At 71.5% G+C, this 20,602-nt stretch carries 19 protein-coding genes; 12 read left to right on the top strand and 7 right to left on the bottom strand.

The annotated features are described in order from the left end of the window. Positions 1-27 precede the first annotated feature (27 nt). Positions 28-834, bottom strand: a complete 807-nt coding sequence (locus FH610_RS17925) for a hypothetical protein (protein ID WP_205825845.1) — start codon at positions 832-834, stop codon at positions 28-30. A 115-nt stretch (positions 835-949) separates the two neighbouring features. On the opposite strand from FH610_RS17925, the gene FH610_RS17930 reads away from it, so the two are divergent. From FH610_RS17930 to FH610_RS17945, 4 genes are all read left to right on the top strand, one after another. Beyond that, positions 950-3,256: a polysaccharide lyase 8 family protein gene (locus FH610_RS17930; RefSeq protein ID WP_205825846.1), complete on the top strand. Its 2,307-nt coding sequence runs from the start codon at positions 950-952 to the stop codon at positions 3,254-3,256. A 24-nt stretch (positions 3,257-3,280) separates the two neighbouring features. Continuing rightward, on the top strand, positions 3,281-4,270 hold the full coding sequence (locus tag FH610_RS17935; protein WP_240809035.1) for a small ribosomal subunit Rsm22 family protein: 990 nt from the start codon (positions 3,281-3,283) through the stop codon (positions 4,268-4,270). A gap of 146 nt (positions 4,271-4,416) precedes the next feature. Further along, entirely contained in the window at positions 4,417-5,673 is a 1,257-nt protein-coding gene (locus tag FH610_RS17940; RefSeq protein ID WP_139575585.1) for a PP2C family protein-serine/threonine phosphatase, read from the top strand. Continuing rightward, a complete protein-coding gene (locus FH610_RS17945; RefSeq protein WP_240809036.1) occupies positions 5,663-6,022 on the top strand; it encodes an STAS domain-containing protein in 360 nt (119 codons plus the stop codon). Before FH610_RS17940 ends, FH610_RS17945 begins: the two co-directional genes overlap by 11 nt. 20 nt (positions 6,023-6,042) lie before the next feature. On the opposite strand, the gene FH610_RS17950 is transcribed toward FH610_RS17945, so the two are convergent. Next, complete coding sequence (locus tag FH610_RS17950; protein ID WP_139575586.1) at positions 6,043-6,366, bottom strand: hypothetical protein; 324 nt, start codon at positions 6,364-6,366, stop codon at positions 6,043-6,045. A 115-nt stretch (positions 6,367-6,481) separates the two neighbouring features. Beyond that, positions 6,482-6,892, bottom strand: a complete 411-nt coding sequence (locus FH610_RS17955) for a hypothetical protein (protein ID WP_139575587.1) — start codon at positions 6,890-6,892, stop codon at positions 6,482-6,484. 228 nt (positions 6,893-7,120) lie between these two features. Here FH610_RS17955 and FH610_RS17960 point away from each other — a divergent pair, with 228 nt between their 5' ends. After that, the gene (locus FH610_RS17960; RefSeq protein ID WP_139575588.1) at positions 7,121-7,960 is read left to right on the top strand and encodes an SMP-30/gluconolactonase/LRE family protein; all 840 of its coding nucleotides are present in this window, start codon (positions 7,121-7,123) and stop codon (positions 7,958-7,960) included. Here FH610_RS17960 and FH610_RS17965 read toward each other — a convergent pair. The 3 genes from FH610_RS17965 to FH610_RS17975 all read right to left on the bottom strand — a co-directional run bounded on the left by FH610_RS17965 (position 7,932) and on the right by FH610_RS17975 (position 11,183). After that, entirely contained in the window at positions 7,932-8,384 is a 453-nt protein-coding gene (locus tag FH610_RS17965) for a hypothetical protein (RefSeq protein ID WP_139575589.1), read from the bottom strand. The two genes, FH610_RS17960 and FH610_RS17965, sit on opposite strands and share 29 nt — an antisense overlap. Positions 8,385-8,391: 7 nt before the next feature. Continuing rightward, positions 8,392-8,760 (bottom strand): hypothetical protein, encoded by a 369-nt coding sequence (locus tag FH610_RS17970; protein WP_139575590.1) that lies wholly within the window; start codon positions 8,758-8,760, stop codon positions 8,392-8,394. A gap of 116 nt (positions 8,761-8,876) precedes the next feature. Next, positions 8,877-11,183 (bottom strand): glycoside hydrolase family 43 protein, encoded by a 2,307-nt coding sequence (locus tag FH610_RS17975; protein ID WP_205825847.1) that lies wholly within the window; start codon positions 11,181-11,183, stop codon positions 8,877-8,879. 221 nt (positions 11,184-11,404) lie between these two features. Here FH610_RS17975 and FH610_RS17980 point away from each other — a divergent pair, with 221 nt between their 5' ends. From FH610_RS17980 to FH610_RS18010, 7 genes are read left to right on the top strand one after another with little or no spacing between them, the layout of a single operon-like run. Continuing rightward, the gene (locus FH610_RS17980; protein ID WP_205825848.1) at positions 11,405-12,580 is read left to right on the top strand and encodes an ROK family transcriptional regulator; all 1,176 of its coding nucleotides are present in this window, start codon (positions 11,405-11,407) and stop codon (positions 12,578-12,580) included. Then, positions 12,580-13,380, top strand: a complete 801-nt coding sequence (locus tag FH610_RS17985) for an ABC transporter permease (protein WP_205825849.1) — start codon at positions 12,580-12,582, stop codon at positions 13,378-13,380. Before FH610_RS17980 ends, FH610_RS17985 begins: the two co-directional genes overlap by 1 nt. Continuing rightward, positions 13,377-14,162: an ABC transporter ATP-binding protein gene (locus FH610_RS17990; RefSeq protein ID WP_139575592.1), complete on the top strand. Its 786-nt coding sequence runs from the start codon at positions 13,377-13,379 to the stop codon at positions 14,160-14,162. The genes FH610_RS17985 and FH610_RS17990 overlap by 4 nt, the downstream gene beginning before the upstream one ends. Further along, complete coding sequence (locus tag FH610_RS17995) at positions 14,159-15,157, top strand: aliphatic sulfonate ABC transporter substrate-binding protein (protein ID WP_139575593.1); 999 nt, start codon at positions 14,159-14,161, stop codon at positions 15,155-15,157. The genes FH610_RS17990 and FH610_RS17995 overlap by 4 nt, the downstream gene beginning before the upstream one ends. Then, entirely contained in the window at positions 15,154-16,623 is a 1,470-nt protein-coding gene (locus tag FH610_RS18000; RefSeq protein ID WP_276607683.1) for a sulfatase family protein, read from the top strand. The genes FH610_RS17995 and FH610_RS18000 overlap by 4 nt, the downstream gene beginning before the upstream one ends. Next, entirely contained in the window at positions 16,620-18,053 is a 1,434-nt protein-coding gene (locus FH610_RS18005; protein WP_205825850.1) for a sulfatase family protein, read from the top strand. The genes FH610_RS18000 and FH610_RS18005 overlap by 4 nt, the downstream gene beginning before the upstream one ends. 2 nt (positions 18,054-18,055) lie before the next feature. After that, positions 18,056-18,973 carry a formylglycine-generating enzyme family protein gene (locus FH610_RS18010; RefSeq protein WP_139575595.1) on the top strand — a complete coding sequence of 306 codons (918 nt, stop codon included), beginning with the start codon at positions 18,056-18,058 and terminating at the stop codon, positions 18,971-18,973. A gap of 14 nt (positions 18,974-18,987) precedes the next feature. Here FH610_RS18010 and FH610_RS18015 read toward each other — a convergent pair whose 3' ends face one another. Next, positions 18,988-20,544 carry an SMI1/KNR4 family protein gene (locus tag FH610_RS18015; RefSeq protein ID WP_139575596.1) on the bottom strand — a complete coding sequence of 519 codons (1,557 nt, stop codon included), beginning with the start codon at positions 20,542-20,544 and terminating at the stop codon, positions 18,988-18,990. Positions 20,545-20,602 lie beyond the last annotated feature (58 nt).

The raw sequence follows: 20,602 nt of genomic DNA on the forward strand, positions 1-20,602 counted from the left end.
AGGCCGCTCTGGAGGCCGCGTGAGACGTCAGGCGCAGCCGACGCGCTGGGTGCTCAGGGCGATGTCGTCCACCCAGAGGTCGTACGCCGCGGGGGAGGGGTTCGGCTGGTAGAGCTGCCAGCCGATCTTGACGGTGTCGAAGCGGGGGAACACGAAGTCGACGTCGTTGCCGCCGTGGCCGCGGGTGGACACGGTGAGGTCGGGCTTGGGCACGCCGTCGAACCAGAGCGAGATCGTGTTGTCGGCGGGGTCCATCCGCCACTCGACGCACTGCCACACGTCCGCCAGCGACGGGGCCGACTCGCGCCAGTTGGTCCAGTCGCCGGTCGGGCCGCCGTCCGCGCCGACGCCCCAGAGGTCTTTGCCCAGCGTGGGGACGTACTGACCGCCGAGCGGCCGGACGATCTCCGGACCCGCGCCGGTGGCCTCGACCAGTGTGTAGTGGGCCCAGTCGGGGGCGGTGGGGAACGCCTTGACGCGCAGCCGCAGGCGCCCGTAGAAGCCGTTGCCGGGCGGGGCGAAGTCGTCCACCTTGAGGAACGCCCGGCCGTTGCCCTCGGTGTGGACGTGCAGCATCTTCTGTCCGCGGGCGCCGCGCTCCACCGTCAGCGTGCCGTGCTTGGTGTCGACGCCCCATTTGAGGCTCGCCGCGCCGCCGACCGGCAGTGACTGGAAGTCCTCGCAGAACAGCGTGCCGCCCTTCGCGCAGGTCCCCGGCCCGTGCGACGCGGACTCCGACTTCGACGCCGCATTGGACGCGGAGGCGGCCGGCGCGGCCGTCAGCGGCAGCAGCAGGGTCAGGCAGGACGACACCACGGGTAACAGTCGTCGCACGACGCGCTCCTTTTCCCGATGACAACGGCAGAAGTAAGGTACGTCATTTGGGAGCGCTCCCATAGAGGCGCGTGGAAGATCGATGAAAGGGAGGGATCGCGCGGATAATCTACGCGTGAAAGGACCTTCCCGGCGATTATTTCTCCAGCTCGGCGGGCTCGCCGCGCTGGCCGCGGCCTGTGCACCCCGCCGTCCGGCCGACACCGGGACCTTCACCCCGCTCCGCCGCCGATGGCGGGAGGTCACCCTCGGCTACCCGGGGACGTTCGACCCGGAGCGGGAGCCGTACCGGACCCGGCTGGCGCGGCTGGGCGCGAAGGCCGCGCGGCACCGCGACGCCATGACGCCCGCGCGCCGGTCGCTCTGGCCCGACCTGCCCTTCCCCTCTCTCGACGCGACGCCGGCCCGGCTGCGGGCGATGGCCAGGGCGTACGCGCTGCCGGGCACCGGGCTGACGGCCGAGCCGGGCCTCGGCACCGCCGTCGGCGAGGGCGTCGAGCACTTCGTGCGGCACGTGTACGCCGCGGACGCCGAGCAGACCGGCAACTGGTGGGACTGGCAGATCGGGACGCCGAGGGCGCTGCTCGACGCGGCCGTGCTGGCCGCTCCGCACCTGACGGACACGCAGGTCGCGGCGCTGTGCGAGGCGGTGGACACCTTCGTCCCGGAAAGCCGCCTCGACGACTACGAGGGCAACAGCACCGGGGCGAACCGGGTCGATCTGTGCACGGTGACGCTGCTGCGGGCGATCGCCGGCAGCGACCCCGGTCGTGCCGCGCTCGCGGCCTCCGCGCTCTCCCCGGTGTTCCTCCACGTCACCGAGGGCGACGGCTTCTACCGCGACGGCTCGTTCATCCAGCACGGTTCCGTCCCCTACCAGGGCGGGTACGGCGCGGTGCTGCTGAGCGGCCTCGCGACGCTGTTCGCCGTGCTGCGCGGCACGCCGTGGGAGATCACCGACCCGGCGGCGCGCACCGTCCTCGACGCGGTGGACCGGGCGTTCGCGCCCTTCGTCCATGACGGCGCCTGCATGGACCTCGTCCGCGGACGGGGCATCGACAGGCGGCCGTACGGCGACCACAGGAGGGGCAGGGAGATCGCCGCGGCGGTCCTGCTGCTGGCCGAGACCGCTCCGGACCCGGACCGGGCCCGCTGGCGGGCCATGGTCAAGGGCTGGGCCGTGCGCGACACCGCGAAGCCGATGCTCCGAGCGGCTGAGGGGGCGGCCGAGGGAGGCGACCTGGCGTTCCACGCGCGCCTGTCGGCCGTGCTGGGCGACGCGACCGTCCCGGCCGCCGCCGAGCCCATCGGGCACCGCCTGTTCCCCATGAGCGCCCGCGCCGTGCACCGCAGACCCGGCTGGTGCGCGGCGGTCAGCATGGCCTCCTCCCGCGTCGCGCACTACGAGTACGGCAACGGCGAGAACCTGCGCGGCTGGCACACCGGCTCAGGAATGCTCTACTGGTGGACCACCGGCCCATCAGCGCAGGAACAGGGCGAGCAGTACTCCGACGCCTTCTGGCCCACCGTGGATCCCTACCGGCTGCCGGGCACGACGGTCTCCACCCGGCGGCTTCCGGACGGCGCGGGCGGCGAGTGGGGCGACACCCGCCCGCCGGCCGAATGGGTGGGCGGCGCGACCGACGGCGTGTACGCCACCGTGGGCCAGCACCTCTACGGCCTGGAGAGCACGCTGGAGGCGTTCAAGTCGTGGTTCTTCCTCGACGACGCCGTGGTCTGCCTCGGCGCCGGCATCACCTGCCGCGACGGCGTGCCGGTCGAGACCGTCGTGGACAACCGCAGGACCGGCGCCCGGCTCACCGTGGACACCGGATGGGCTCACCTGGACGGCCACGGCGGTTACGTCGTGCCGGCCGGGCAGCCGCTGCGCACGCTGTGCGAGGACCGCACGGCCGCGGGGGTCACCCGGGCCTACGCGACACTGTGGCTGGACCACGGCGTGGACCCGGACGCGGCCGGTTACGTCTACCACCTGATGCCGGGGTCGGGCCCGGTGGAGACCGCCGCCCGCGCCGCCGATCCGGGCTGGGCCCGGGTGCTCGCCAACACCTCCGCGCAGCAGGGGATCGAGGTCCCGTCGCTGGGCGTGACCGCGGTCAACTTCTGGACGGGCGGACGGGCCGGGGGACGGGCGGGCGGCCTGACGGCCTCCGATCCGTGCGCGGTCCTCGTGCGCGACCTCGGCGACGGCACGGCCACGGTGACGGTGGCCGACCCCCGGCGCGCCCTCGACGGGCTGACGGTGACGTGGGACCGCCCGGTGGCCGGGGTCACGCGCGGCCACCCGCTCCTGCACCGCGCGGAGACCGGCGCCCGGCTCACGCTCACGTTCGGCGGGCCGGCCGGTCACGAGGGCGCCTCCTGCACGGTGACCGTGCGGTTCGGCGCTTCGACAGCCTGAGCGGAGCCGGGCATCATGAACGCCGTGTCCACCCTGCCTGATGACCTGGACGACGCGCTGGAAGCGTCGCTCGGCGGCTTCCCGACGGCCGAGCTGACGCGGAGCGTGCAGACGCTCATCCGGCAGTATCGGGAGGGCTTCGACCGGAGCGTGCCCGCGCTGAGCTCGGAGGTCGCGGTCGCCGCGTACGCCGGATATCGCATGCCGGCGACCTACAGCGCCGTGCGCGCGGCGCTGCGCCAGGTCGCCCTGCTGGCCCCCGGTTTCGCGCCGGAGACGCAGGTGGACGTGGGCGGCGGCACGGGCAGCGCGCTGTGGGCCTCGAGCGCGGTCTGGCCGTCGCTGCGCACGGTCACCGTCCTGGAGCAGTCCCCCTCCGCCATCGCCTTCGGGCGGCGGCTGGCCGGTCACGCGCCCGCGGCGGCCGTACGGGAGGCGCGCTGGCAGCAGGCGTTCGTCGACCGGAGCGCGCCCGCGCCGGTGGCCGACCTGGTCACGATGTCCTACGTGCTCGGCGAGCTGTCGCCCGCCGTCCAGGAGGACGTGGTCGGGTCTCTGGCCCGCAGCGCGGCCATGCTGGTGATCGTCGAGCCCGGCACGCCCGCCGGCTACGCCCGGATCGCGGCGGCCCGGCGGCTGCTGGCGGAGTCGGGCCTGCACCTGGTCGCCCCCTGTCCGCACGACGGCGAGTGCCCGATCCGCCCGGACCAGGACTGGTGTCACTTCGCGGTCCGCCTCAACCGGACCGCCCTGCACCGGCGGATCAAGGACGGCACGCTGAGCTTCGAGGACGAGAAGTTCTCCTATGTCGCGGCGTCGGCCCGGCCATGGCCGCGAGCGGAGAGCCGGATCCTGCGCCACCCCCTCAAGCGCAAGGGGCTGGTGACGCTGCGCCTGTGCACGGCCGAGGACGGGCTGGCCGACCGTGCGGTCTCCAAGCGCCAGGGTGAGACCTACCGCGAGGCGCGCGACGTCGTCTGGGGCGACGCCTGGCCGCAGTTCAACGATACGTAGGATAGGGCAAATCGTTCACCAGGCAGGCGGGCTTCAGGGCCCCGGTCCGGTGAGAGCGGAAGGAGCCCGAGGTCAGCACCGTCGACGAAGCGCCCGGCAGGCCGACGCCGCTCGCCTCCGCCACGGAGGCCGGCCGTCTCGCGGCCGTGCGCCGCTACGCGGCCCTGGAGACCGCCTCCGGCGCCGCGTTCGACCGGGTGGCGGCCCTGGCCGCGCGGATCTTTCGCGCTCCCTTCGCCACGGTGACGATCGTCGGCGACGACACGGTCCGCGTCGTCGCCGCGCACGGGCTGCCACCGCGCCATGGGCTCGTCGAGAGCCTGTGCGCCGCGGCCGTACGGCACGGCGGCCCCTACGTCGTCCGCGACGCGCTGCTGGACCCTCGAGCGGCCGGCGACCCGGCGGTGCGCGGTGAGCCGGGCATCCGTTTCTACGCCTCCGCGCTGATCACGACGCCCGACGGCGAGGCACTGGGCAGCGTCAACGTCATGGACGTCCGCCCCCGTGAGGCCGGCGACGAGGAGCTGGCCTGCCTGCGGGACCTGGCCGGCCTCGTCATGGACGAACTCGAGGTGCGACTGGCCACGCACCGTACGGTCGAGGTCGAAAGGGAGCTGCGCGCGGGCGCGGAGCGGCTGGCCCGCACCCTGCAGCGCACCCTGCTCCCGCCGGCGCTGCCCCGGGTGCCCGGACTGTGCGCGGCCGCCGCCTATCACCCCGTCTCGGCCGACGAGGTGGGTGGCGACTTCTACGACCTGTTCCCCCTCGACGACGACCGGTGGGGCTTCTTCCTCGGCGATGTCTGCGGCAAGGGCGCCGACGCCGCCGCGCTGACGTCACTGGTCCGCTACACCCTGCGCGCCGCGGCCGTCTACGACGCCGACCCGCACGCGGTGCTGGCCAATCTCGACGCGGTCCTGCAACAGGAGCACGCGGGCGGCGAGGCCCCGGTGCCGTACTGCACGGCGGTCTTCGGCGTCCTGGAGCCCGACGGTGACGGGTTCGGCGTCACGCTCGCCACCGGGGGCCATCCCCCTGCGCTGGCGGTGCGGGCGAACGGCGCCGTCGAGCCCATCCACCCGGCGGGCGGTCAGCTGATCGGCATCCTGCGCGATCCCCACTTCGCCCAGGTGAGCGCGCGCCTGAACGCCGGTGACGCGCTGCTGCTCTACACCGACGGCCTCACCGAGGCGCGGACGCCGTCCGGCTCGATGCTCGACGAAGACGGACTGACCGCGCATCTCGCCGCCACCGGGCCCACGAGCGCCGACGCCCTCCTCACCACCGTGCACGACCTGATCACGGCCCTGGGCAAGGGGGTGTCAGACGACACCGCGGTCCTCGCCCTGTCCGTCCCGCCCGCCACTCGAACGCCGTCCTCCGGGAGCCTCGGTGCAGCATGACAACGGTCTGACCGTCAGCCTCCAGCCGCACACCTCCGGGCCGCACCTGCTGGTCGTGGCCGGTGACCTGGATCATCACACGACTCCACGCCTACGGGCGGCCCTGGAGGAGGTGAAGTTCGCCCCGGACGCCGATCTGGTGATCGACCTGTCCGGCCTGACCTTCTGCGACTCCACCGGCATCGCCATACTGGTCGCGGCCCACCAGCGCGCCGCCGACGCGGGCGCCGCCCTGCTCCTGGCGGGCCTGGACCCCGACATCGCCCGCGTCTTCCAGATCATGGGCCTGGACCGGCTGCTCTCCTTCTACGACAGCCCGGAAGAGGCCGTACGCGCGCTGAGTAAGTGAGCAGAGGCAGGTGAGGAGGGCTACAGGGGCGCGGCGACGGCGACCGCGATGTTCTGCCTGATGTCGCAGTTCCTGGCCCGGCGGCAGAAACCGTCCGCCACGCTGGTCGCCCCGCCCGCGGTGCTGGCCGCGGTGTGCTGGTGACCGCGATTGCGCGTGGGGCTGTCCAGATAGACGATGTTGCGGTTGCGGGTGCCGTTGCCGACGGAGGCCGGGCCGTCCCCGTCCCCCCGCCCGGCCCGCGCGTTCGCGGGAGCGGTGAGAAGGACCTGCGCGGCGGTGGCCGCGACGAGGACGACGGCGAACAGCGGGACACGCCGAGATGCGCCGCAGGAATGAAGCATCCGCCACCGCCCGTCCGCCGATTCGAAGCCTGGTCACACCGTAGCTTCCGCAGCGGTCCTGCCGGTGATCCCCGGCGCGCGTGTCCCGCCATGTTCCCGGCAGTTTCGCGGCGCGTCAGCGTCCGTTGATCACGGTGCCGTTCGTCCTGGGCGAGCTCTGGTTGCGGCCCCGGAGGTTCTGGGAGCCCCTGCAGCCGGGCCGGTGCAGGCAGTTGGAGGCCTGCGTGTTCACCGACGCGTCCACGCCCGTGATGACCTGCTGAGCGCCCGTCGTGTTCCGCTGGCTGCCGACGAGCAGGGAGTTCAGGTTGTTCTGACCGTTGTTGATCACATACCTGGAGTTGGCGCCGTTCCCGTCGCCGCCGCCCCATCCCCGGCTCGTCGCCGCGTCCGCGCTCACGGGGGAGAACGCGAGGCCGGCGCTCGTGAAGGTCAGCGCGGTCAGCGCCAGCAGTCGCGCCGCCGGGCCGGTGAGCGAGTGCCGCCCCCTGTTGTGAGCCCAGTGACGAGCCCTGTGACGAGCCATGTTCTCCCGCGCCTTCCCCGTCGTCCGTCAAGGAGATCCGTTCGCACGGACCTGCCGGGCATCTACCCCGGGGTGGCGCGCTCGTCACGGTCGCTGAACGAGGATTAGGACCTCCCAGCGGAACGATCTCCGTTGTGCTCTGATCCCTCGCGGCGCCGGTGAGAAGCACGCGGAAACTGTCGTAGCGGCCGCGTACTGTCCGATCGAACGCGGCGATGGGAGTCTTCGATGACGGAATTGCGCACGTGGCTCACCGGTCTCGGGCTGGTCGAGTCGCCGCGCTGGCACGACGGCCGCCTGTACTTCTCGGACTGGACGGCGCACGAGGTGATCGCGCTCGGCCTGGACGGCACGCACGAAGTGGTGGCCCGGGTGGACTCGCTTCCGCTCTGCACGGCGTGGCAGGCCGACGGACGGCTGGTGATCGTCGATTCCGCGCGGGGGCTGCTGCAGCGGCTGGAACCCGACGGCTCGTCGACGACCCTGGCCGACCTCACCGGTCTCGGGCGCGGCTGGAACGACATCGTCATCGACGGCCGCGGCAACATCTACGTCAACCGGATCGGCTTCGACATGCTCAGCGGTGCGGCGTTCGACCCCGGATACGTCGTGCACGTCGGCCCCGACGGCTCGGCGCGCCAGGTGGCCGACGACATCGCCTTTCCCAACGGCATGGCCGTGACGCGGGACAACTCGACGCTGATCGTGGCCGACTCGTACGGCAACAGGCTCCTCGCCTTCGACATCGAGGCGGACGGCGGCCTGTCCCATCGCCGGGTCTGGGCCGGGACCGGCGAGGACCACCCCGACGGCATCTGCGTCGACGCCGAGGGCGCCGTCTGGTACGCCGACGTCGGCAACAGGCGCTGCGTCCGGATCCGGGAGGGCGGCGAGGTCCTCCAGACCGTCGAAGTCGACCGGGGATGCTTCGCCTGCACGCTCGGGGGCCAGGACGGGAAGACGCTGTTCATCGTGGCGGCCGAGTGGCGCATGCCCGAGATGGTGCCACCCGGAACCGGGCAGGTGCTCTCGACCCGGGTCACGGTGCCCGGCGCGGGCTGGCCGTAGAAGCCCGGCGCAAGGGCGACGACCCGATGCCCCGCCGGGTTCGCGTCTCCGGAAGGCGGACCACGTCGTTCTGCCGGTCCGACGCCCGCACCCGCTGCGTCAGGTCGCAGAGGCGGGACCACCGGCGGCACATGATGCTCTGCGCGTTCGCCAGGCCGCCGACGCCGACCGTCCTCTGCTGGATGCCGGTCGCGCTTCGCGCGCTGCCCACCGTCAGCTGACTGACGTTGCGGATCCCGTTGCCGAGGCGGACGGTGGCGCTGTTGCCGTTGCGGTCGCCGTTCCCGGCCGCATGGGTGACCGCCGCCTGTGCGGCGGCGGCAGGGGGCAACGCGGCGGCAGGGGGCGACGCGGCGGCAGGGGGCGACGCGGCGAGCGCCGCCGTCGCGATCGTGACCGCCGCCAGGGCGAGACCGCAGCGCATCAGCGGGTCACCGCCGGGTGGCCCTGGCTCTGGTGGCGCGGATGTCCTGCGACAGCGCGCAGAGCCGGCCGCGCGGCCTGCACAGGCCGCCCTGCACGCTGCTGAGCCCGCCCACTCCCGCCGAGAACTGGTGCAGGGCGCCGCGCAGGTGCGTGCTGCCCATCGCCACCAGGTTGCGGTTGGCCGAGCCGTTGCCCACGCGTACGGCGGAGCCGTTCCCGTTGCCGTCACCGGCCGCCGCCGCGCCCGCGGCCACCGGCGCCACCAGGGCCAGAGCCAGGGCCAGGGCCGGCGCGAGGGCGAGCGTCGCCGCCGTCGTCGCGGGCCGTCGCGGAAGGGAGTCAGGAAATCCCGTGAGGGTGTGGATGATCGGCATCGGAATGCCTCTACCCCGCCCGCGGGCCCGCGCCCCGGCCCCGGCGCAAACCGCAGCGGATCATTCCCCGCGCATTGAGCGGCCGCCCCTTGGGTGAAGGGGCGGCCGGTCGCCGGTTATCGGCTGGTCACCTCGTACGTCCGCAAGTAGTCGAACGTCGCGGTGGCGCCCGCCGTGTTCATCGAGACCAGGCCGATCTTCACCGGCCCGGTGCGCGGGAGCGACCAGGTGCCGCCCCAGATCCAGTGGGTGCCGTCGGTGCTCGACGCCATCCGGACGTCGTGCTCGCCGTTCTCCTGGTCGTAGTGATACAGCAGCCGCAGCCAGGTGGTCTCCGCGGCCGGGCCGCCGAACATGGGCGCGTTGGCGACCGCGGTGGGAGGGGTGGTGCCCGGACGCGGGCCCTCCTTGCCGAACTCGGTCTGGTGGAGCACCGCGCCGTTGCCCTGGTTGAGCGGCAGGATCGAGTGGGTCAGCTTCAGCCACCGGTCGTCGTTCTCGTACAGCAGCAGACCGGCCTGCTGGTTGCCCTTCGTGCCGTTGAAGGTGAGCTTCGTCTCCACGGCGAAGTCACCCTGCGGTGCGTCGCGGAGCAGGATCGACGCGCTGTTGTTGCCCAGGTACAGCTCGGCGTTCTGGGTCGGCCAGACCAGGGAGCCGTTCGACAGGGTGGCCGACGGGTTGCGGACCTTGGTCCAGCCGGTGGGCGAGCCGGTGCCGTCGAACTCGTCGGAGTACGCCGGGAGCCGCGTGCCCAGGACGGGGTCGGGCACTCGCTCGGTCACCGGCTGGTACAGCGGAGCGGCGCCCACGTTGTCGGCGTCGGCAGCGCCGCGCGTGGTCACGCCGATGGCACCCGAGGTGGGCGCGCCGTCGGGCAGCGTCATGGAGACCGTCGCCAGCGGGTCCCCGAGCCGGTCGGCCGACACCGACACGACCAGCGCGTTCCCGCGCCGCTCGGCGGCGACGTTGTGCCAGGAGCCGTAGTCGAACGAGGCCGGCAGCGGGCTGGAGGCCGTCGTCGTCTTCCCGTTCACCTTGGCCGTCACCACGAGCGCGCCCTGCTCCCGGTCGAGCCACGCGGTGATGTTCCGCGCGCCGTTCTCGCGGGTCACGAAGAGCCCGGCGGCGTCGCCGTCCGCGCCGAGGCGCAGGTCGGCCTCCACACGCACGTCGCCCTGGACCCGGTCGTCGCTGAGTTCGCTGGTCACGCCCTTGCCGCTGAGGTAGCCGAGCGAGTCGGGGTCGGAGGCGAGCTTCCACGGCCCGGTCCACCCGTCCTTGCCCTCGTTGAACGTGCCGCCCACGGTCCACGTGGTGACCGGCGCCGGCTGCTCGCCGGTGGACGGCCCGGCCCCGGCCCGTACGACCGGCCAGCCGTCGATCCAGTCGAGCCGGTCGATCATGAGGGGACGTCGGCTCAGGTTGCCGATGGTCGTGCCCCAGGTCGTCGTGACCGGCCCGAACTCGGGGGCCGACGAGGGGATCGCGTGGTAGACCAGCCAGTCCTGCCCGCTGAGGTCGGTCTGGACGGCGTTGTGGCCCGGGCCGGCCCAGCCGTTGCCGTTGGCCGCGAGGACGATGCCGTCCTTGCTGGTCAGGTCCATCAGGTCGACGCCGGTCGGCGTGGTGAACGGCCCGAGCGGGCCGTCGGAACGGCCGACCTTGACCGTGTAGCCGCTGAACGCGCCGTCGCAGCACCCCGCGTCGGAGAAGAACAGGTAGTACTTGTCGTCGCGCCGGACGACGAAGCCGCCCTCCATGCGGCGCCCGCGGGCGATCTGCGTGACCGGGCCGGTGACCTCGGTCGCCTCGGCGTTCATCTTCGCGCCGCAGATCGTGTCGTAGCTGCCCCAGTAGAGGTAGTTGTCACCGTTCACGTCGGTGTACATGGCCTGGTCGATGTTGCCCGTGGGGCAGCCGCTGCCGCCCGCCCGGACGATCATGCCGTGGTCGGTCCAGGGGCCGGTCGGGTGCGGGCTGGTCGCGAGCCCGACGCCGCCGGTGGAGAGCGCGTACGTCAGGTGGTAGGTCCCGTCCACATACCGGATGTCCGGTGCCCAGGGGCGCGTGCCGTTCGGCCACCACGAGGGGTGGTCGTCTCCGGTGTAGACGTCTCCCGCGTACGTCCAGTGCACCATGTCGGGGGACGTGAGCATCGGCAGGATGTGCTCGTTCTTCCCGTCGATCGGGTTCGTGGTGCCGTAGGCGTACCAGAGGCCGTCTTTGCCGCGGATCATCGTCGGGTCGGGGAAGGTCTGCACCGCCCCGCCGCTCACCGGGTTGGCGTAGGTGGGGCCGGACGCCGCCTGCACTGTCGATGACTGCGCTGTCGATGCCTGCGCTGTCGATGCTTGGGCGGGCAGCGTCGCCGGGACCACGGAGGACGCGAGGAGTAAGGCTCCGATCACCAGTTGTCTCACGGCGAGCACCGTAGACAGGTGAAATTTTTCCGTCGAGACGCCGTCAGAATCCCGTGTCCCAGGGGCCTCAGCGGCCTCCGGCGGGTGCGGCAGGATGCCTGGGAGCTTGTCGGGGAGGTGTCCGTGCTGGTCAGAGGCTTTCGTCAAGATTCCGGACATATTTATCGAATCTTTTTGTCGGATGGTTGACGTAAAAAACAGACGAACCTTAGGTTTCCAGCGTGTCAACGACCCCCAACGGCGTGCATGCCCTCGTGCGCCGCTCCCATGAGGAGCGGGTGTTGCGCGTGCTCCGCCAGAACGGCGCGCAGAGCCGCAACGAGATCGCGGCCCGGGTCGGCCTGTCACGCACCACGGTCTCCGAGATCACCAGCGATCTCCTCGGCCGCGGTGCCATCCGCGTCGTCGACACAGACGCCGTGGAGCGCGTGGGCAGCGGCCGGCCGGCTGAGCGGCTCGCGCTGGACCCGGCCTCCGGGCAGTACATGGGCGTCGACTTCGGCCACCGCCGCGTGAACGTCCTGGTGGCCGACGCCGCGCACGACATCATCGCGTCCGGGACCGCCCGCTACGAGGAGTCGGCACAGTGGCCCGAGCGTCTCGACGCCGGGCTCGCGCTGATCGACAGGCTGAGCGCCGAGACCGGCGTCCACTACGGGGCGCTTCAGGCGATCGCCATCGGCGTGCCGGGCTGGGGCGACCGTTCGAGCGCCGACGGCGTGGCCGAGGTGTTCGCCACCCGCTTCCACGCCGGCGTGATCGTCGACAACAACGTGCGCTTCGCCGGGCTGGCCGAGGCCCTGCACGCTCAGTCCGACTCCGTACGCGACCTCATCTACCTGCGCCTGTCCGACGGCGTCGGCGGAGGTCTGGTGGTGGGAGGGCAGCTCGTCAAGGGCTCCAACGGGTACGCGGGGGAGCTCGGCCACGTGACCGCCGTCCCGGGCGGCGCGCGGTGCCGCTGCGGCAAGAGCGGGTGCGTGGAGACCGTCGCGTCGGTCCCGGCGATCCTCGGGCGGTGCCGCGAGCTCGGCGTGCCCGTGGACACGCTGGACGACCTCAAGGCCGCGGTGGAGATCGCCCACCCGACCGTGGACCAGGTGCTCCGCGAGGCGGGCACGGCGGTCGGCCGGGTGCTCGGCACAGCGGCCATGACACTCAATCCGGACGAGATCGTGCTCGGCGGCGAGATCATCCAGGTCGCCCCGGCCCTGCTGCGCCAGGTCGCGGACACGGTCACCTACGAGCTGTCGTGGCGCATCGACGCGGCGCCCGTGATCCGCCCCGCCCTGCTCTCGGACGACGGCGGAGCGCGCGGGGCCATCGCGGCCCTGTTCCACGAGTCCCCCCTGCTCGCCGGATACGAAGCGAACGTCACGACGGACGGAGGCCGATAGTGGCCGTGACCAGTGCGGGCGCCACGAGGGCCGACAACGCCCCCGCCCGGCCGCGCAAGAACCGGACCTTCCTGGTCCTCAACATCATCTCGATCGTGGCCGGAATCGCGATCTGGTGGGGGCTGTCCCTGGCCGGACTCCAGTTCCCCACTCCGGCCGAGGTCGTCTCGGCCGCCTGGAAGATGATCCAGGACGGCACGCTGGCCACCGACGTCGGCGCCTCACTCGGGCGCGTGCTGGCCGGGTTCGCCCTCGGCTCGGTCGCGGCGGTGATCGTCGGCTTCGTGATGGGGTGGTACACGGTGGCCCGCGGCCTGTTCGAGCCGTGGATCCAGTTCTTCCGCACCATCCCGCCGCTGGCGATGCTGCCCCTGGTGCTCGTCCTGATGGGCATCGGGGAGAGCCCGAAGATCTTCGTCATCTTCCTGGCGGCGTTCCTGTCCTGCGTCATCTCCACCTATCAGGGCGTGGTGAACGTGGACAAGACGCTCATCAACGCCGCGCGGGTGCTCGGCGCGAGCGACGGGACCATCTTCGGCCGCGTGGTGGTGCCGGCCTCGACGCCGTTCATCCTCGTGGGCATGCGGGTCGGGCTCGGCTCGGCCTGGGGGACGCTGGTGGCCGCCGAACTCCTGGCCGCGCAGGCCGGGCTCGGTCACCGGATGCAGAGCGCGCAGCTCTACTACGACCTTCCGACGATCTTCGTCGGCATCATCGCGATCGGGGTCCTCGGCCTGATCATGGACCGGCTGCTCATGATCGCCGGCAACAAGCTGACGGCCTGGCAGGAGAACCGATGAGCACTCCCAAGATCTCCGTACGCGACGTCCAGAAAATCTTCCCGGTGGGGAAGGAGCCGTTCGTCGCGCTCGGCGGCGTCTCGCTGGACATCGGCGACAACGAGTTCGTGACCGTGGTCGGCCCCTCCGGCTGCGGCAAGAGCACGCTGCTCAACATCCTCGCCGGGCTGGAGCAGCCCACCGGCGGCACCGCGCTGGTGGACGGCAAGCCGGTCACCGGCCCCGGCCCCGAGCGCGGCGTCATCTTCCAGCAGTACGCGTTGTTCCCGTGGCTGACCGTCCGCGAGAACGTCGAGTTCGGCATGCGCACCGCGAAGGTCCCCAAGGGGGAGCGGCGGGAGCGGGCCGAGCACTTCATCCGCCTGGTCGGCCTTGAGCAGTTCGCCGACGCGCTGCCCAAGACGCTGTCGGGCGGCATGAAGCAGCGGTGCGCGATCGCCCGCGCGTACGCGGTGAACCCGTCGATCCTGCTCATGGACGAGCCCTTCGGCGCCCTGGACGCGCTGACCCGGGTGCGGCTCCAGGAGCAGCTCCTGGAGACCTGGAGCAAGGAACGGCGGACGGTCATGTTCATCACCCACGACGTCGACGAGGCGGTGTTCCTCGCCAACCGGGTGGTCGTCATGGCCGCCCGGCCGGGCCGCATCGCCGAGATCATCGACGTCGACCTCCCCTACCCGCGCGACGAGGACATGAGGCTGAGCCCCGAGTTCGGGGCCCTGCGCAACCGCGTCTGGCACGCGGTGTACCACCAGCGGCAGATCAAGGAGCCCGCGAAATGAAGAAGACACTCCTGGCCGCCGCGGCGGTCGTCGTGGCACTGTCGGCGGCGGCCTGCGGATCGGACGACTCCGGCGCCGCGGGCGGCTCGGACGGCGGCACCACCCACGTGGACTTCGGCTACATCGCCGACTTCAACGGCGCGAGCCTGCTCGCCGTGGCCGACAAGCAGGGCCTGTGGAAGAAGCACGGCCTCGACGCCAAGGTCAGCGTGTTCACCAACGGCCCGCTGCAGATCCAGGCGCTGGGCACCGGCGACCTCGACTTCGGCTACATCGGCCCCGGCGCCATGTGGCTGCCCGCCTCCGGCAAGGCCAAGGTCGTCGCGTTGAACACGCTCGGCAACGCCGACCGCGTCATCGCCCAGGCCGGCATCACGTCCCTGGCGGGCCTGAAGGGCAAGACGATCGGTGTGCCCGAGGGCACCTCCGGCGACATGATCCTCACCCTCGCGCTGAAGAAGGCCGGGCTGACCAAGGACGACGTGAAGATCGTCCCAATGGACGCCTCCACCATCGTGTCGGCGTTCACCTCCAAGCAGATCGACGCGGCCGGCTTCTGGTATCCGGCCATCTCCACGATCAAGAAGAGCGTCCCCGACCTGGTCGAGCTGGCCAAGAACGAGGACTTCGCCGACACCGTGTCGTTCCCGACCGCGTTCGTCGCCGGCAACGACGTCGTCGCCAAGGAGAAGGACAAGACCGAGAAGGTCATCGGCGTGCTGCGCGACGCCATCCAGTACCGCAGCGAGCACCTCGACGAGACCGTGGCCGCGACCGCCGAGATGCTGAAGCTGTCGGCCGACCAGGTCAAGGCCGACGCCGCCAACTCCAAGGTGCTGTCGCTCTCCGACCTGGACGGCTACAGCAAGGACGGGACGATCGAGAAGTGGCTGAGCGGGATGGGTGACTACTTCGTCGGCGCGGGCAAGCTGCCCTCGGCCGTGGACCCGAAGACGTACTACACCGGCGATCTGTTCACGGGCGCGGCCAAGTGAATGTTCTGTTCCTGATGACCGACCAGCACCGGGCCGACACCCTGGGGACGTACGGCAACCGTCTCGCCGCGACCCCGGTGCTGGACGAGCTGGCCCGGACCGGGACACGGTTCGACCGCTGGTACACGCCCACCGCGATCTGCACCCCGGCGCGGGCGAGCCTGCTCACCGGGCAGGCGCCGTTCCGGCACAAGCTGCTCGCCAACCACGAGAGGAACGTCGGCTACATCGAGGACCTGCCCGACGACCAGTGGGCCTTCTCCACGGCCCTGCGGGACGCCGGGTACAACTGCGGGCTCATCGGCAAGTGGCACGTCGGGCACCACCGCAGGGCCGCCGACTTCGGGTTCGACGGGCCGGACCTGCCGGGGTGGCACAACCCCGTGGACCACCCCGACTACCTCGACTATCTCAAGGCGAACGACCTGCCGCCTTACGAGATCCACGACCGCATCCGCGGGACGCTGCCGAACGGCGGGCCGGGCAACCTGCTCGCCGCGCGGCTGCGCCAGCCGGTCGAGGCGACGTTCGAGCACTACCTCGCCACCCGGGCGATCGAGATGCTGGAGCGGTACGCCGCCGAGCCGAAGCCGTTCTTCCTGCAGCTCAACTTCTTCGGCCCGCACCTGCCGTACATCGTGCCGGACGAGTACTTCGACATGTTCGACCCCGAGCTGGTCGAGCTGCCCAAGTCGATCGCCGAGACCTTCGCCGGCAAGCCGCGGGTGCAGGCCAACTACAGCGCGCACTGGACGTTCGACACCATGCCGCTGGAGGTGACGCGCAAGCTCATCGCGGTCTACTGGGGCTACGTCGCGCTCATCGACATGGAGATCGGCCGGGTCATGGACGCCATGCGGCGCCTCGGCCTGAACGACGACACGGCCGTGTTCTTCACCTGCGACCACGGTGAGTTCACCGGCGCCCACCGCCTGCACGACAAGGGCCCGGCGATGTACGAGGACATCTACCGCACACCCGGCCTGCTGCGGATCCCCGGCCAGCAGCCCGGGGTCGTCCGGACGGAGTTCGTCAGCCTGCTGGACTGCACGGCGACCATCCTGGAGCTGGCCGGGATCGACCCCGCCCCCGCGGTCGACTCGCGCAGCCTCGTGCCGCTCGCCTCCACCCGCGAGGTGCCGTGGGAGCAGGACATCGTCTGCGAGTTCCACGGGCACCACTTCCCGTACCCGCAGCGGATGATCAGGACGGACCGCTACAAGCTGGTCGTCAACCCCGACTCGACCAACGAGCTGTACGACCTGTTCACCGACCCGGACGAACTGCTCAACGTCTACGACCACCCCGAGATGGCGGAGGTGCGCGGACGGCTGATGCGGCGCCTCTACCAGGTGCTGCGCGACCGGGGTGACAACTTCTACCACTGGATGACCTCGATGTACGACGTCGGCGACGTCTCCTACGACCCGACGCTGAGCGGACTGGACGAGGCGACCTACCGGTGAGCAGGCGTCCGAACATCGTCATGATCCTGACCGACGACCACGCGTCGCACGCGGTCAGCGCGTACGGATCGGTCGTCAACCGGACGCCGCGGATCGACGAGATCGCGGACCTCGGCGTCCGGTTCGACAACTGCTTCGCCACCAACGCGCTGTGCTCGCCGAGCCGGGCCAGCATCCTGACCGGGACCTACTCGCACGTGAACGGCGTCTCGACGCTGGTCACGCCGATCGACGCGGCGCAGCCGACGTTCGTGAGCCAGTTGAAGGCGGCCGGATATCGCACCGCGATCGTCGGCAAGTGGCACATGGGGGACGGCCCGGGGCACAACCCTCAGGGGTTCGACTACTGGGACGTGCTGATCGAGCAGGGGGAGTACTTCGACCCGTCGTTCCTGTCGGAGGAGGGCCTTCGGACCGTCCCCGGCTATGCCACCGACCTCATCACGGACATGGCGCTGAACTGGGCCGACTCGCTCGACGGCGACGATCCCTACTGCCTGCTGATCTACCACAAGGCGCCGCACCGCCCGTGGGAGCCGGACGACAAGCACGCGGGGATGTACACCGACCCCATCCCGGTGCCCTCGACGTTCGACGACGACTACGCGACGCGCTCGTCGTCGGCCCGGCGGGCCGCCATGCGGATCGCCGAGCACCTCAACGCCGAGGACCTCAAGCAGGACCCGCCGGAGGGGCTGTCCTACGAGGAACTGGCGCTGTGGAAGTACCAGCGCTACATGGAGGACTACCTGGCCGTCGTCGCGTCGGTGGACGACAACGTCGGCCGGGTGGTCGACTGGCTGCGCGAGCGCGGTGACCTCGACGACACGCTGCTGATGTACTGCTCCGACCAGGGCTTCTTCCTGGGCGACCACGGCTGGTTCGACAAGCGGTTCATGTACGAGGAGTCGCTGCGGATGCCGCTCGTGCTGAGCTATCCGCGGCGCATCCCGGGCGGCCAGGTGCACACCGGGATCGTCACGAACGTCGACTTCGCGCAGACCGTGCTGGACGCGGCCGGGGTGGCGCACCACCCCCGGATGCAGGGCCGCAGCTTCCTCGCCGACCTGACCGGCGAGCCGGGCCCGCCGCCCGCGGAGGGCATGTACTACCGCTACTGGGAGCACGACGACGTCTTCCACAAGGCGCCGGCCCATTACGGCTACCGGACGTCCCGCTACAAGATCATTTACTTCTACAACGACGGCATGGGCATCCCCGGCACGGGCGCGTTCAGCTACCCGGGTGAGTGGGAGCTGTACGACCTGGAGGCCGACCCGGAGGAACTGCGCAACGTCTACGACGACCCGGCCTACCGGGAGGTCCGCGAGGAGATGAAGGTCCGCATGTGGCACGCGCAGGCGGCCCTCGGCGACGAGCCGCACCCGAGCCAGCCGGTGCCCCGATCGCTGCAATACACGGGGGCCTGACCATGTCGGGGAGCTGCTGCACGCCCGCGACGCCGGGACAGCCCCGTGAGCCGGTTCGCTTCACCGCGGGGGGCCGGCACGGGATCGAGCAGGCGCGCCTGCCCGGCGGCGGGTTCCGGATGGGCGACGCCACCGGCGACGGCAACCCCGGCGACGGCGAGGGGCCCGTGCACGCGGTCACCGTGGCGCCGTTCTCGATCGACGCCACGACGGTGACGGTCGCGGACTTCGCCGCCTTCGCCGAGGCGACCGGCTACCGCACCGAGGCGGAGGAGTACGGCTTCTCCGCCGTCTTCCACCTGGCGATGCGCGCCCACCCCGACGACGTGATGGGCCCCGTGCCCGGCACCCCCTGGTGGGTGGGCGTGCGCGGCGCCGACTGGCGTCACCCCGCCGGGCGGCTGTCGCAGGCCGAGCCCGACCACCCGGTGGTCCACGTGAGCTGGAACGACGCGATGGCGTACTGCTCGTGGGCGGGCCGTCGGCTGCCCACAGAGGCCGAGTGGGAGTACGCCTCCCGGGGCGGCCTCGACGGCGCCCGCTACCCCTGGGGAGACGACCTACCTCAGGACGAGTGGCGGGTGAACATCTGGCAGGGCGTCTTCCCTACCGAAAACACCCTGGACGACGGTTATCTCACGACCGCTCCGGTTCGTACGTTCACGCCCAACGCGTACGGGCTGTGGCAGACGGTGGGGAACGTCTGGGAGTGGTGCGCGGACTGGTACGCGCCCGACTACTACGTCTACTCGCCCTCGGACAACCCACGCGGTCCGCTACGCGGCAGGGCCCGGGTGCTGCGCGGCGGTTCGTTCCTGTGCCACGACTCCTACTGCAACCGCTACCGCAACTCGGCGCGGTCGTCGAACACCCCCGACTCCTCCATGGCCAACGCCGGATTCCGCACCGTCGCTCTCTGAAGAAACGGCCTGCGTCAGAGGGGGAGGCTGCCGGCGGTGCGGAGCGCGTCCCCGGTGTCCAGGCCGAGCCGGGCCGCCCAGGTCAGCGCCTCGACGAGGGAGGCGTCGTCGTCCGTCAGGCGGGCGGCCGCGAGAGTGTGCGGTGCCTTGCCCTCGTCGAGCAGGGCGGTCCACTGCCGTGCGGTGAGGGCCAGGTAGCGCAGGTCGGGCAGGTCGGCCAGGACGGTCAGGTCGCGGACGACGGCCCGGGAGAGGTCCAGGCCGCGCAGGTTGGGGACGGTGCGCAACGCGACGATGTCGATCGGGGTGGTGCTTCCCAGTTCCAGGGAGGTCAGGTGGCGGTGGCCTTCGAGCGGGGTCAGGTCGCCGCCGTCCAGGGTGACGCGCAGAGATTCGACAGGCAGCGTGCGAACCGGTGCCAAATCGGTGGTTGCGCAGCGATTGAGGTGCAGCAGCCGCAGGTTCGCGGCGCCGGTGAGCGGGGCCAGATCGACCGGGCTCGCGGCGTCGTTGACGTGGACGGCCTGAAGGCCGGGCGGGACCTCGCCGGGGATCTCGCCGACGATCCTCTCGGGACCCCGCCTCGGCTCGGGCTCCACCAGCTCGATGTGGTCGTCGTGCTTCTCGTAGGCGCCCAGTTCCAGCAGTTCCAGGTGGCGGCCGAGCAGCGAGGTCACGGAGTCGGCGACGTATACCGGACACTCGTCGTAGTCGCGGCCGACGCGGATGACCTGGCCCGGGCGGCCGTTCCCGGCCGGGGCCAGGTCCACCGCCAGGTAGTTGCCGTCCTCGCCGGTGGCGAAGGGCACCCAGGCCGGGTGTCCGCCGGCCCGCCGGACGGTGCCGGGCGGATCGGCGTCGAAGACGACCGAGTTCCACCCCAGTTCCCAGCCGTACCAGACCGGCTCGCACAGGTCGGCGTGGACGGCGACCAGGTCCTCCAGCGCCAGCCAGCCGTTGTCGTGGAGCAGGTAGCGGTGCTCGTAGTCGATGCCATCGCCGTCCGCGATCAGATACAGCGCACGCAGGTCGGCGGGCAGCGGCCGGCCGATGCGGCGCTCTGCCCGGTCGAGTGCGGCGGCTGACGCGGGCGGCGGCAGTTGTTCGGGCCGCCCCAAGATCGCGGCCCGCCGCTCCATGTACGCGTGGAACCGTGCCACCGCCAGTTCCGGATCGCCCGCCGGAGGGGCCGTGCTCTCCTCCTGACCCGAATCGGACGGAGGCAGCCGGTAGCTCGGGTCCAGGACGGCTTGAAAGCCGCCGCCCACTCCACGCAGGCTGGTGATCACGTCCGCGAACGCGACCAGCTCGTACTCCCCGGACGGCCGGCACACGATCTCAACAGTCATGGGATCCCAGCCCCGGACCTTCCGCACCGCCTCCGCGAGGCTGCCCAGCTCCGCGAAGACGCTGGGCACCGGGTGCCGGCGGGACGTGCCGGGGACGGTGTAGCCGCCGGACAGCGAGATGCCGCCCCTGCCCGCCTTGGCTGCCATCACCACCCGCGTCCAGCCGGCCGGCGCGCTTGCCACGATCTTCTCGGCGACCCGCTGCGCGGCCTGCTCCACCATGTATCGCTCCCGTCCCTCGTACTGCCGCCGATCATGGCACCAGACGACGACATAACGG

Origin of the sequence: Microbispora catharanthi (assembly GCF_006334915.2) — a bacterium.
Classification (GTDB): domain Bacteria; phylum Actinomycetota; class Actinomycetes; order Streptosporangiales; family Streptosporangiaceae; genus Microbispora; species Microbispora catharanthi.